General features: G+C 51.8%; 14 protein-coding genes. 3 read left to right on the top strand and 11 right to left on the bottom strand.

Annotated features, from left to right (window positions below):
- From H503_RS0109260 to H503_RS0109235, 6 genes are all read right to left on the bottom strand, one after another.
- The coding region (locus H503_RS0109260; protein WP_026385690.1) for a transposase at positions 1–288 on the bottom strand (288 nt) is incomplete at its 3' end.
- The gene (locus tag H503_RS12890) at positions 261–494 is read right to left on the bottom strand and encodes a DUF6803 family protein (RefSeq protein ID WP_413464986.1); all 234 of its coding nucleotides are present in this window, start codon (positions 492–494) and stop codon (positions 261–263) included. The genes H503_RS0109260 and H503_RS12890, both read right to left, overlap by 28 nt.
- Positions 495–514: 20 nt before the next feature.
- Positions 515–1,621, bottom strand: a complete 1,107-nt coding sequence (locus H503_RS0109250; RefSeq protein ID WP_016459689.1) for a lactate oxidase — start codon at positions 1,619–1,621, stop codon at positions 515–517.
- 264 nt (positions 1,622–1,885) lie between these two features.
- Positions 1,886–3,145: a peptidase T gene (gene pepT / locus H503_RS0109245; protein WP_009016223.1), complete on the bottom strand. Its 1,260-nt coding sequence runs from the start codon at positions 3,143–3,145 to the stop codon at positions 1,886–1,888.
- A gap of 98 nt (positions 3,146–3,243) precedes the next feature.
- Positions 3,244–4,800 carry an AbgT family transporter gene (locus tag H503_RS0109240; protein ID WP_009016224.1) on the bottom strand — a complete coding sequence of 519 codons (1,557 nt, stop codon included), beginning with the start codon at positions 4,798–4,800 and terminating at the stop codon, positions 3,244–3,246.
- Positions 4,801–4,986: 186 nt separating this feature from the next.
- Complete coding sequence (locus H503_RS0109235; protein ID WP_009016225.1) at positions 4,987–5,316, bottom strand: DUF3870 domain-containing protein; 330 nt, start codon at positions 5,314–5,316, stop codon at positions 4,987–4,989.
- Positions 5,317–5,594: 278 nt separating this feature from the next.
- On the opposite strand from H503_RS0109235, the gene murI reads away from it, so the two are divergent.
- A complete protein-coding gene (gene murI, locus H503_RS0109230) occupies positions 5,595–6,419 on the top strand; it encodes a glutamate racemase (RefSeq protein ID WP_009016226.1) in 825 nt (274 codons plus the stop codon).
- Positions 6,420–6,621: 202 nt separating this feature from the next.
- Here the strand turns inward: murI and H503_RS0109225 are convergent, their stop codons facing one another.
- The gene (locus tag H503_RS0109225) at positions 6,622–7,167 is read right to left on the bottom strand and encodes a rubredoxin-like domain-containing protein (protein WP_009016227.1); all 546 of its coding nucleotides are present in this window, start codon (positions 7,165–7,167) and stop codon (positions 6,622–6,624) included.
- A gap of 169 nt (positions 7,168–7,336) precedes the next feature.
- On the opposite strand from H503_RS0109225, the gene H503_RS0109220 reads away from it, so the two are divergent.
- Complete coding sequence (locus H503_RS0109220) at positions 7,337–7,792, top strand: MarR family winged helix-turn-helix transcriptional regulator (RefSeq protein ID WP_009016228.1); 456 nt, start codon at positions 7,337–7,339, stop codon at positions 7,790–7,792.
- Positions 7,793–7,868: 76 nt separating this feature from the next.
- On the opposite strand, the gene crcB is transcribed toward H503_RS0109220, so the two are convergent.
- From crcB to H503_RS0109205, 3 genes are all read right to left on the bottom strand, one after another.
- Complete coding sequence (gene crcB, locus H503_RS0109215) at positions 7,869–8,234, bottom strand: fluoride efflux transporter CrcB (protein ID WP_009016229.1); 366 nt, start codon at positions 8,232–8,234, stop codon at positions 7,869–7,871.
- Positions 8,235–8,298: 64 nt separating this feature from the next.
- Positions 8,299–8,844 (bottom strand): NADPH-dependent FMN reductase, encoded by a 546-nt coding sequence (locus tag H503_RS0109210; RefSeq protein WP_009016230.1) that lies wholly within the window; start codon positions 8,842–8,844, stop codon positions 8,299–8,301.
- 21 nt (positions 8,845–8,865) lie between these two features.
- Positions 8,866–9,756 carry a LysR family transcriptional regulator gene (locus H503_RS0109205; protein WP_022227249.1) on the bottom strand — a complete coding sequence of 297 codons (891 nt, stop codon included), beginning with the start codon at positions 9,754–9,756 and terminating at the stop codon, positions 8,866–8,868.
- A 276-nt stretch (positions 9,757–10,032) separates the two neighbouring features.
- Between H503_RS0109205 and H503_RS0109200 the strand changes: the two genes are divergently transcribed.
- Positions 10,033–10,848, top strand: a complete 816-nt coding sequence (locus H503_RS0109200) for a 4Fe-4S binding protein (RefSeq protein ID WP_014128232.1) — start codon at positions 10,033–10,035, stop codon at positions 10,846–10,848.
- Between the two features lie 180 nt (positions 10,849–11,028).
- On the opposite strand, the gene H503_RS0109195 is transcribed toward H503_RS0109200, so the two are convergent.
- Positions 11,029–12,039, bottom strand: a complete 1,011-nt coding sequence (locus H503_RS0109195) for a hypothetical protein (protein ID WP_009016233.1) — start codon at positions 12,037–12,039, stop codon at positions 11,029–11,031.
- Positions 12,040–12,186 lie beyond the last annotated feature (147 nt).

Below are 12,186 nucleotides of genomic sequence, written 5' to 3'. Positions count from 1 at the left end.
AACCCATTGGTACAAAAGACTATAGCTCATACCATATTGACAGGCGACAGCCATCATTGACTGTCCGGCATTTACTTGTGAAACCAATTCAAGTTTCTCCTCTGGGGACCATGCCTTGTAATGTGCTTTGTGACACAATGCTTCCGGTCCGCCAGCCTGTTCGATACGATTCCAAGTACGAATCTTGTTACGAAAATTTGCTGTTTTAATTCCTTTAGGTGTTTTTACCCACTTACCTTGACGATAAAGTTCTACACACATCAGCTTAAATTCAGTCGTATAACGCAAAATGTACCCTCCTTACTGGGTGTCCAGTAAAGAGGGTACATTTCACGATGGGAGAGGGTCTGCCATTTTTCCCTTTCTTTGCCGCTTCCTAAAAGGCTGAAGGCTTCCGCCATAAAAATGGTTTCGATGAAAACCACGGGGACAGCCATAAAGAGAATCAAAAACCAGGGGGAATGAAGACTTAAAAGCTCCATGTAATGGGTCATGACCATGAGAATGGCTCCTTTCATACAAGAGGCGCTGCTTTATGCAGCAAAGGGGTACGCTTGATGGCTTCGATGTCTTTGGTGCCCGCTAGCTGCATGACAATGGACAGTTCATGATTGATCTGGTCAAAGACGGATTTGACGCCTTCGGCGCCGCCGAGGTTCAATCCGTAGATCAGGGGGCGTCCCAGAGCCACGAGATCGGCGCCGCTTGCAAGGGCTTTGAAGACGTGGCTGCCGCGGCGGACTCCGCTGTCAAAGACGATGGGAACGCGGCGGCTAACCACGGACGCTATGCTCGGAAGGACCGTAATGGAAGCAGGCCCCCCATTAAGCTGCCGCCCGCCATGGTTAGAGACCCAAATGCCATCAGCACCGGCCTTGATGGCAGCCTCCGCGTCTTCTGGCGACTGGATGCCTTTGACGAGGACGGGCAGCCCGGAGAGGGTCTTGATCTTATCAATATCGGAAGGAACAAAGTCCGCTTTTGCCGCGGCGTAAATCTCGGCAATGCCTTTGCCGACCCCGTCTTGGGAAGAATAGGCGGCAAGATTTGGCATGGGCAGCGGGAACTGGAAGTGATTGCGTACGTCCTCTTCACGGTAGCCGCCCAGGGTCGAATCCACAGTGAGGATGATGGCTTTGACGCCTGCCTTGACGGCTTTTTTGACGAGATAGGCGTTAAACCCATCGTCCTTACTCATATAGAGCTGGAAAAACTGCGGGGCGCCGGGCACGGCGGCAGCGACATCCCTTAGGTCCGTGCTGCCGTAGGTGCTTAAGGAAAACAGGGACCCTGCCGCGGCCGTTCCGATGGCCGTATCGATTTCCCCTTTGACATGAGCCAGACCGTGGGCGGCCGATGGGGCCTCAATCACAGGGGTCTTGAGGGAAATCCCAAAAATCGAAGTACTAAGGTCAGCCCCACTCAGTCCCTGGAGGACCCGAGGGATGATCTGCAGGTCATCAAAGGCCCTCGTATTTTCGCGCAGCGTCCATTCATCCTCGGATCCGCCGCGGATATACCCAAAGGCGCCCCGTTCCATGTTCGCTTTGACCCGTTCTTCCAAGGAAGGTAGGTTCAGGATGTCAATCGGGTGTTCTTCCATACTTGTATAATACGTCATGATGGCGTGCCTCCTTGCTTGTAAGCATATAATAGAATTCCTAGGAAAATCCTTCGTTATAATACCCCTATTAGGTATATGAGTCAATAAGGGATCTCTCTGTTTGCAAATTCTTCACAGGTTTTTCCCTATTTTGTATGTTTTTTTAACAAGAAGGTGCATGGATTCATGCTATGCTGGAACGGGCTGTCCTTAAGGATTCCCTTTTATCTATAAAAAAAGAACCGCGGGGAAAAAGGCATTTCCTCACGGTCCTTTGCGTTATCAGGCGTTTTTCACAATGAGTTCCAGGAGTTTCATGGTCATTTCATAGCTTTTTACAAAGGAGCTGACGGGCAGGAACTCAAAACGGGAATGGAAGTTCATGCCGCCCGTAAAGTAGTTCGGAGTCATGATTTTTTGCGTTGAAATGTAGGATCCATCGGTCCCGCCGCGCATGGCGATGGTCTTTGGCGTTATCCCCAGTTCCTTCATGGCGTCGTAGATATAATCGATGGCTTTATGGTTCTCGTCCGTAACAGCGTCGGCGATATTGCCGTAGATGTCGACTAGTTCCAGTTCGACCCGAGCCCGCGGTTCCATTTTCTTAAGGCGCTCGACATTTTCCCGGATAAGGGCCTTGCGCGCTTCATAGCGGGTCTTGTCATGGTCGCGGATATTGAGGGTCACAACGGCGGTGGACTGGTTGGACTGGACGGCCTGACACCAGATATAGCCTTCCTTGCCTTCCGTGCATTCCGGAGTTTCCTTACGGTCAAAGAGGTTAATGAAGTCGACGGCCAATAGGGTCGGGTTGACGAGGACGCCTTTGGCACTCATGGGATGGGCGCTGACTCCGTGAATGGTTACTTTGCCGCTGCCGGCGTTAAAGGTCTCGTAGACGACTTCCCCGAGTTCGCAGCAGTCGATGGTATAGGCAAAGTCGACAGGAAAACGGCTGAAGTCGATATGCTTTGACCCAAATAGGCCCACTTCCTCATCAGGTACAAAGGCGACATAGATATCGCCGTGATAAAGGGATGGATCACTGGTCAAGGTCTCAAGGGCGGTGACTACGTTTGTGACGGCGGCTTTGTTGTCACTGCCAAGGACGCTCGTGCCATCGGTCACAATGAGGTCATCCCCCTGATAGCGCAGGAGTTCCGGATGGTCCTTGGTGGTCATGACGATCTGTTGATCTGCGTTCAGGACGAGGTCTTTCCCGTCGTAGTTTTTGACCATATGGGGATGGACCACAGGCGAAAGGTTGACGTCCACCGTATCAAGGTGCGTGCAAAAGCCCACGGCAGGGACCTTTTTGGTGAACCCTGCAGGCAGATGGGCCGGCAGGCGAGCTGTAAGGACGCCGTATTCACTCAGGTGGATGTCCTCAAGGCCCAGGCGTTCCAGGTCCTTTTGGACGGCCCGCGCCATGTCCCACTGTCCCTCCGTGCTGGGGACCTTCGTGCCCCCATTGGCGCAGCTTTGGGAAGGGATGGCGACATAGTCATAAAAGCGATTGACAAGTGTTTCACGAATTTCCATCTATGATTGCCTCCTTAGGTCGATAGAGTGATAGGAATCATTATATTTTCATAACCGCCCCCCAATCGGCGCGATTTGTGCGCCGAGTAAACTAACCGTTACATGGGTCTCGGGTAAATGTAAGCCCCTTGGAACCCAAGCGGAATACCGAGGAACCAGAAGACATAAAGCAGAACGGTGAGCGTGACAAGAAGGGCGATGGTATAGGGCAGCATAAGGCTTGACAGGGTCCCTACCCCGGTCTTCTTATAGTATTTTTGACAGTAGATGATAATCAGCGGATAAAAGGCAAACATAGGCGTGCAGACGTTGACGGCCGAGTCCGAAATCCGGAAGGCGACCTGCGTCAGTTCCGGCGCGATGCCGACGCTCATGAGCATGGGGACAAAAATCGGGGCCAGGATGGACCATTTAGCCGATGCCGACGTAATGAGCAGGTTCAAGATGGCCACAAAGACGATGATGCCAAAGACGGTGATCTGCGGCGGCAGGGCCAAGGATTTCAGGAATTCCGCTCCCGCAATGGCAATGAGGGCCCCCAGGTTTGAAGCCCCAAAGGCATACATGAACTGGGCGGCAAAGAAATAAAAGACGATGAGCTGGACGAGGGTATGCGTGATTTCTTCCATGGAGTGGGTAAAATCCTTACTGGACCGGAAGGTCCCGCTCATGATGCCATAGACAATGCCCGGGATGGCACACAAGAGGAAGATGATAGCCACGATGGACTGCATCACAGGGGCCTTGAAGCTGGCAATGTTGCCAGCAGGGTCACGGAAGAGGGAATTTTCCGGGATCAGGGCAGCAAAAAGACCCACCAGCAGGAAGATGAGCACGCAAGAAGCCACGGCAAAGGAACGGTTTTCCTGGGGCGTGATGGGTTTCATGGCGTCTTCGGAAGCATCGATATCCGCGTCAAGGGGGCAGGCCTTGCGGCACCACGGTTCGGTGACATGTTCCGTCACCCACCAGCAAACAAGGATGATGGGGAAGGTGGCGGCAAAGGCAAAGAAATAATTGCACAGGACGTTCACTTCATAAGAAGGGTCAATGAGCTGAGCCGCCATCTGGGTGAAGCCCTGAATGACGGGATCAATGGCAGAAGGCGTGTAGTTTGCCGCAAACGCGCCGGCAATCCCGGCAAAGGAAGCGGCTACGCCGGCAAGGGGGTGTTTTCCCGAAGCGTAGAAAAGGTAGGCCGCAATCGGGATGATGATCATATACCCGCTGTCCGGCGCCAAATGGCTCAGCATACCGACAACGATCACGATGGGCGTCATGAGAAAACGCGGCGTCACGGAAAGGATCTTTTTAAGGCCTGTATTGATATACCCCGAGCCCTGGGCAATGCCGATGCCAAGCGTGGCAACGATGACCATGCCAAGGGGCGGAAAACCGGCAAAGTTTGAAACCATCTTGGTCATCAGGGTAACAAGGCTCTTTGGGGCAAGCATGTTTGTGACCATGATTTCTTTCCCTGTCGTAGGATGGATATAACCAAAATGGAACTGGGACAAGAACGCGGATAAGATGCACGTAATAAAAAATGCCGCGATAAAGAGCATGGTAATGTCGGGGATGCGGTTGCCGGCGCGCTCGATGAAACCGAGGAAGCCGCCGACTTGTTCCTGAGCGGGCTGTTGAGGCTGACTCATGAGGACTCCTCCTTTTCTTGGTGCAGATGGGTCAAAAGGATATAGGGACAGGCAGTAAACGAACTTTGATGGACCTCCTTTCTGTAGTGGCGGGACCACGGCGTCAGACGGGAAAAAGACAGCCTCCCAGCAAGGGGGCAAAAGGGAAAGCCTATCCCGCGCCGCCCCCATGGGCCGCGGGCAAGGTCAGCTCCTGGGATAGGCCATAAGGAAGCGATTCTGCGCGTCCTTCAAGGCTGCCACAACAGCTTTTTGGGATAGGGCCAGAAAACGCTTTTTGAGCAGATCCGTAATGAGGTCCGTATCGGTCACGAGGTTCTTGCCTTCTATGATCTGGCGCAGGAAATCAATGGTATCACTCATGATCATATTGGCGCTGCAGTTGATGATGGTTCCCGTTTTTACATCCACGACGAGGCTCAAGGTAAAGGTGCCGTACATGGCGTTGATGGCATCTTCCTTGGAAACCCGAGCGACGCCGGTCACAAAGACAGAATCTGGTGGATAGGTTTTCATGATGGATTCCTTTCAAGGCCGTTATTTTCTGATTATTGGTGCAAAAATAGGACTACGCGGCTGTATACCTTCATCCTACACCCGAGAAAAAGGCGTGTCAAACAAATATCTTGCTTTTCTGAAAAATCTATGGTACAGTTACATCAGTAATGAATAACTTCATCATTCCTTAGTTATGTGGAAGCAGTTACCCTGCCATCCGTCCGTAAGTAAGGCCTGAATCGCGGCGTCCCGCCCTTTCAGGCCTTTTTTTGTGCAATTGCCGAGGAGGAAACATCATGAATAAACAGCAACCGATTGGCGTCATTGATTCCGGAGTTGGCGGACTGACAGTCCTGCGCCGCCTGCAGGAGCTCATGCCCCATGAACATTTCATCTTTTTGGGCGATACGCTCAATACGCCCTATGGCAACCGGTCCCGTGAGGATATCATCCGTCTCGTGAACCAAATGACCGACTACCTCTCGTACCGCAACATCAAGGCTCTGGTTGCGGCGTGCAATACGATTACGGTCCTGGGAGAAGAAACCATCCGCAACGGCCATGATTTTGAAGTCATCGGCATGGCCAAGGGCAGCAAGATGATCCCGCGCGTCACCAAAACAGGGCGCATCGGCATCATGGCAACGGATTTTACGATCAGTACGGGAGCCCACAAAAAGGAAATCCAAGCCGCCCATCCGGAGTATCAAGTCTTTGGTGTCGGCTGTCCACGTCTTGTTCCCCTCATCGAGCACGAACAGTTTGGGACGGCTGAACTAAAGGACGCCATCAAGGAATATACGGATATCTTGAAGAGCCATGACGTCGATACGGTAATGCTGAGCTGCACCCATTACCCCTTCCTCAAAAAAGAAATTGAAGCCGCCATGGGACCAGCCGTCACCGTCCTTGATCCGGCGGAAGTCACCGCCAAAAAATGCCGCTATGACCTTTGCGAGCGGGATCTTTTGTGCAAAACCGGCACGGGAACTACGGAAATCTGCTTTACGACCGACCTGGAAAGAGGCCTGCGTCTAGCTTCCCTCATGGTTGATTTGAGCGCGTGCCGGGCACATGTCGTGGGGCTTGAGCGGCAGGATCCGGCCCAAAAGGTAGGCTGATTGAGGCGGTTACACGTTAAAACCGCTAAGGCAAAAAGACCCAAAGGCATAAGACAACAAGCAAGCCCTCAACCGAACGTAAGCGCAAGTTCAGTTGAGGGCTCTTAGTTTTTATTCGGGTTCTGTAAGAGCCGTGCGCCGCCCTGAGGCGAAAAACCGTAAGGCTCTTTTTTTCTTATAAGATTCCCGCGATTGACTTTGCCTATTTTTTAAGGACAAAGGCTTTTTTAGGCTGACCGCAGAGCGGGCAGACATAGTCATCCGGTTCGCTTTCAAGGTCCCCGACATACTCATAACCGCACACGGGGCAGCGGTAGACTTTCCTTCCTTCCACGGATGTTTCTTCCGGTGCAAACCGATTGATAAGCGCCTCTAGGCGGAACCCATGCCCCCCTTCCTGACGGGCAAAAACAGCCATTTCATCAGCGGCTTCCGATAAACCGGCAGCCCGAAATTCATCAGAGATGGCTTTGATCTTTTCTTCACCGGCGGCTTCGACTTTCTGCAGGCTTCTTACAAGGTTCCAGAAATCCTGGGGATAAGCCCCTTTCAAGACGGCGTAGAATCCGGAATGGAAGGCTTCTTCGTTTCCGATGGCCATAAATTCCTTGCTTACTTCGTCAAGTCCCTGTTCTTTTGCAAGCCGGGCCAGTGCATAGTACATCATGACACCGGTTGCTTCCCCCTGCATCATTTTTTCAACAAACGCCTCAAAAGGGCGGCCTTTTACGATTCCATGCAAACTCATTTTGATTTCCTCCCTTGGACTCTTTTTCTTTTGATGGTCACAGTATATCGTCCTAATTTAATTTTGTCAAATTAAATTTTATAAAATTTAATTTTTCTTTTTACCTAGAGTCTGTTAGAATAGAGTCGTCCCCTTCTGGGACCTCAGATTCAGCCAAAGGAGAAGTTCCATGAAAAATGACCAGGACCAGTGGCTGCTGCTCGATTGTCAGCTTTGTTTCCCGCTCTACGCCTGTGCGCGTAAGATTGTAGCAGCCTACCATCCTTATTTGAAAAAGATTGGCCTGACCTATACGCAGTACATTACCATGATGGTTCTCTGGCAAGAGCGAGAAATATCCGTAAAAGACCTGGGAACCCGGCTTTATCTTGATTCAGGAACCCTCACGCCCGTTCTCAAGACCTTGGAACGCCAGGGCTATGTTGCTCGTACGCGCAGCAAGCTGGATGAACGGGTCGTTGTTGTTTTGTTGACGGAAAAAGGCGCCCACCTCAAGGAAAAGGCCCTTTCCGTGCCGGAACAGATGAGCTGCCAGCTCATGCAGCGAGGGCTTTCGATGACGCTGGAAGAAGCAGAAGCCCTCAAGAAAAAGCTTTATGAAATCCTTGCTTGTCTCTCTTCCTAAAAAACGGGAAGACAGCGGCCCGCTAAGGCCACCGCCTTCCCGTTTTTCATATCTACTTTCATATCGCTTTTCACGCCTATTTGAGCACGCCTCTCACGGCCCCCATACCAAGGAGGACGCCTAAAAGACACAGGCCCACACTAAGGAAAATATAAAGGAACCCTTTGGCGAGATCCCCCCGGTAAAAAAGGGTCACGGTCTCCAGGGAAAAGGTTGAAAAGGTCGTAAAGCCGCCGCAAAATCCCGTTTTCCAAAAGAGCAAAAAGGCCCCGCTCGTGCCGTGGATCGCGGCAAGTTCCGTGATGGCCCCAATGACAAGGGCACCGACCAAGTTCGTCAAGAGCGTCATGGCCGGAAAGTCCATACCCACGGGCATCAGGCTCAGTCCATAGCGGCAGGCGGCACCAAGGCCGCCGCCCAAGAAAACGTAAAGCACGCTCACGGCAATCCCCCTCTATAGATAAAGAAAGGGGCGTGCCCTGTGCGCGCCCCCAAAAAGCGAGTAATCAGCCCAAATAGGTCAAGAATGTCTGGACCTGGTTCTTTAGTTCCGACTTTGTGCTGTCAGAAAGGACGAGTTCGTCCGTTTCAAATTCTTCCGGTGTGATGGCCATCCCGACTTGGGTGGAAATCATGTCGACACCGATGAAGTCAAGGAGTTCTGTCAGTTTTGCCCGGGCAAAGCTAGCGGCGGAACGGCCGGAAGCCCCAGTTATGGCCGCTTTTTTGCCCCAAATGACGGACGATTCACGAACGCCCGGCTGCGTGGGACGGCTCAGCCAGTCCAGGAGGTTTTTGAGGACGCCGGGATAGCTGTGATTATATTCAGGCGTAAAGAACCAGAGGCCATCGGCTTCGGCCACTTCTTTACGGACACGTGCCACTGCTTCAGGAGCCGGGAACTCAATATCCTGGTTCATCTGGGGCAGATCCTCATAGGAAAGGATGGAGACATCCGCCTTTTTTTCAAGCATTTTCTGGGCCATCAGGGCTGCTTGTCGATTAAAGGCTTTTTCCCTCATGGATCCTACAATGAGCAGTACTTTCTTCATGCTTATCGACTCCTTTCGATATCACTCATCCTCCGCTTCTTGGGAAAGGAAGCGGCGAACTTCATCAGTAAAGCGCCCTAGGACGGGCGACAAGAGCGGACCCTTTTTCCACACGAGATACGAACGGTTCTCGATCGGTGGGTCAAGGGGTTTCATCAAGAGGCCTTCCGGCACATAGGGAAAGTCTAATCCCAGGGCAATGCCGAGGCCCTGCTCCACCATCACGCATTTATTGAAAAGGGACAGGTTCATACGGTTCATCGAGGTACATCGGTTCCCATAGGCACCCAGCCAATTGTCGATCAGGTTTTGCACCGATTTTCGTTCCGCCGTGATCAGTCGTTCCTGGGAAAGGTCCTTAGGGGTAAGGGCCTCTTTTTGGGCAAGGGGATGGGCTTTAGGAAGCAGCGCTGTCCAGCGGTCCTTTTTGGGCAGTTCAAGAAACTGGTAGCGTGTAATGTCCACCGGTTCAATAAGGACGCCAAAGTCAAGGAGGCCCTGGTCCAAACGGCAGATGACATCGTCAGCAATGGCCGTATAAACGGAAAAGACGACATCTGGATAACGGGCCTGCAGGGATCTCATGACACGGGACAGGAAGACCATATTCACGGTCTCACCAATCCCGAGGGAAATTTCCCCAGCAATGATTTCCTCTTTCTGCTTCATTTCCGCTTCCGTTCGGTCAGCCAGTTCCACCAGGTCCTGGGCTCGCTGTTTAAGGCGCATACCCGATGCGGTCAGGAAAATATGATGTCCATTGCGGATAAACAATGTCGTTCCCAGTTCCTGTTCGAGTTGGTGAATCTGCCGCGAAAGGGTAGGCTGCGTCAAATGCAGTACAGAAGCGGCTTTTGTCATGTTCTCCTCACGGGCAATGGCAAGAAAATAGCGCAGGACCCTGAGTTCCATGAGCACATCACCTCCATCAACAGAATACGTCCACAACCTAACAATAACGGAGTTCTTTTTCCGTTTGAATACTCACATTGTAGCATAAAAATGAATCTCTCACCACTAGGGAATGAAGAAAGACGATGATTTTTCACAAATAATTTTGAAATATTCACAAAGTGCAAACAAATTTGCAGGCCTTTGCAAAGTTCTTTTGTCTTTTTCCTTTTTTTCAAGTAGAATAACGGTAGAATAAAGGAATCAATGATCCGATCAGGTACAGGAGGAAAACCGATGATCAAAAAGATTGCCGCAATTTCATTCAGCCCCACGGGCAGTACGCGTGACCTTGTCGACAAAGCGGCGGAAACGCTGGCCGGGCGGCTTAAACTGCCCCTTTCCTATGACAGCTTTACCCTGCCTAAAGATCAAAAGAAGGTCCGCCGATTTACGGAAGAAACCCTCGTGGTTTTCGGCATGCCCACCTATGCTGGCCGCGTGCCCAATAAGGCCCTGCCCTTTTTAAAGACCCTCTTTGTCGGCGGCGGCGCGCCCGCTGTGGCCCTTGTGACCTTTGGGAACCGCAGCTATGATTCCTCGCTAACGGAACTTAATGAAGAACTGACAGCTGCTGGATTCCGTGTCTTTGCAGCCGGTGCCTTTGCGCGGCCCCACGCCTTTGCCAATATTGGCCATGAGCATCCGACCAAGGAAGATAACAACTTACTGGAAACGCTCCTTGGCGTTGCGGAAGTCAAGATCGGGCAAGAAGATTTTGGGTCCATCACCATCAAGGACGGCGCTCCTGTAGGCCCCTACTACATTCCTTTGGGCGAAGACGGTGAGCCGGCAAAATTCCTCAAGGCAAAACCGCTCACCGATTTTGAAAAATGCGACCACTGCGGCAAATGCGCCGCCGTATGCCCCATGGGAGCCATCAACAAGGACAATACGGACGAGGTACCGGGAACGTGCATCAAATGCCAGGCCTGCATCGTCTACTGCCATACACACGCGAAATTCTTCCACGATGACCGGTTCCTGTCCCATAAGGCCATGCTGGAGAAAAACTATGTGAGGACGGCGCAGTCCGAGATCTTTTATCGCTGACGCGCAAATCATCTCCTGCCGAGGGGCCCGCTGAGGCCTGTCTGTGCGTCTTTTTTCGGCTCACAAGGCCAGCAAAAAATCCCAACGATCTGGAAGGGTCCTGTCGTTGGGATTTTTTATTTTTTTATTGACAAAAGTCCATTAAGACGCCTTGCGCGAGGAGCTAGCTGCGTTTTTTCCTTAGGCGGGACGGGCGGCTTCCGCCTTATTTTCTTCTCTTGCGTTCCTTACGTCCTTAGGAATGACGATGGTTTTCCCCTCTTCAGGGGCCAGATCCATATGGAATTTAAGGGACAGGGAATCCAGGAAAGCCGTGGCCATGGCTTGCTGCGTTGTCGATAATTTCTTTCCGCGCTTTGCTTCTTCCGCCTCTTTTTGGATCAAGACCGTGGTTCGCACGAGTTCTGTCAGATCGGCATCATAACTTAGAGGAAGATGGGTCTTTTCATCGATCGTAACGAGGTAATTTTGCTGCGCCAAGGCGTCAAGGAAGCGTTTTTGATACTTGTCAGGCAGGGGGTCTTCCGATCCACCAATATATTTGAGGATGCCTTTGCTGGCAGCCTTTCCCCAAAGGGGCTCAAGGGCATCCATCCGAAAGAGGATGACTTCCTTACCGCCATCTTGCGAAAGTACATGGGCCGAGCGGATGGAACGGGTCATAAGGTCCTTGACGGCCGCCATATCAAGGGGCGCCGCGTCGGCTTCTTTCGGAACCGTTTCCTTGACCCACAGGTTCTTTTCCTTTGCGTAGGTCACATACGCGTCCTGGGTCTCTTCCGTATAGATTTCAATGGGCACGCTGGCTGCCGCTTTCCCGCCAAGTCCCTCGGTCCTCACGGTCCCTACGGAATGGCTGACGGAATAAGGCTCCATATGGATCTTGCCGGTTACATCCAAATCGGCTGAAAGAAGGAAACTCACCACTTTTCCCTTGACTCGATACGTAAGGTTCTGATCTGTATGCGTTTTAAAATAATCATTGAGCGTTTCTGCCGAAAGGATGATTTTTTTTGCCGCGTCTTCCTTCGTAAAATCAAGGGTCATAGAGGGGTCCTTTTTGGCAGTGCCCACTTTTACGGCGCTAGGAGCCGCTTTTTTCGGGGTCTGGGCCGCACCGACCTGGCTGAAGAAGGGAACCAGCAAAAGGGCGGTCAAGGTCAGCCCCAGGGCTTTATGGGAAAAATTCATGATGATGCTCCTTTCCAATCTCTTTTCTCTATTGTCAGTTTGTTTCTGCCGATTGTCAAGGCGGGAATCGAAAACTTTTTGCGTCCGCCGCTGGCCCCGTTCTTTGATCCTTCATGAAAAAAGCCAGCCATCAAGGGGCCAGTCCAT

Source organism: Acidaminococcus intestini DSM 21505, from assembly GCF_000425045.1.
Lineage (GTDB): Bacteria > Bacillota > Negativicutes > Acidaminococcales > Acidaminococcaceae > Acidaminococcus > Acidaminococcus intestini.
The sequence above is the reverse complement of the archived record's forward strand: the minus strand, read 5'-3'. Positions and strand labels throughout refer to the sequence as shown.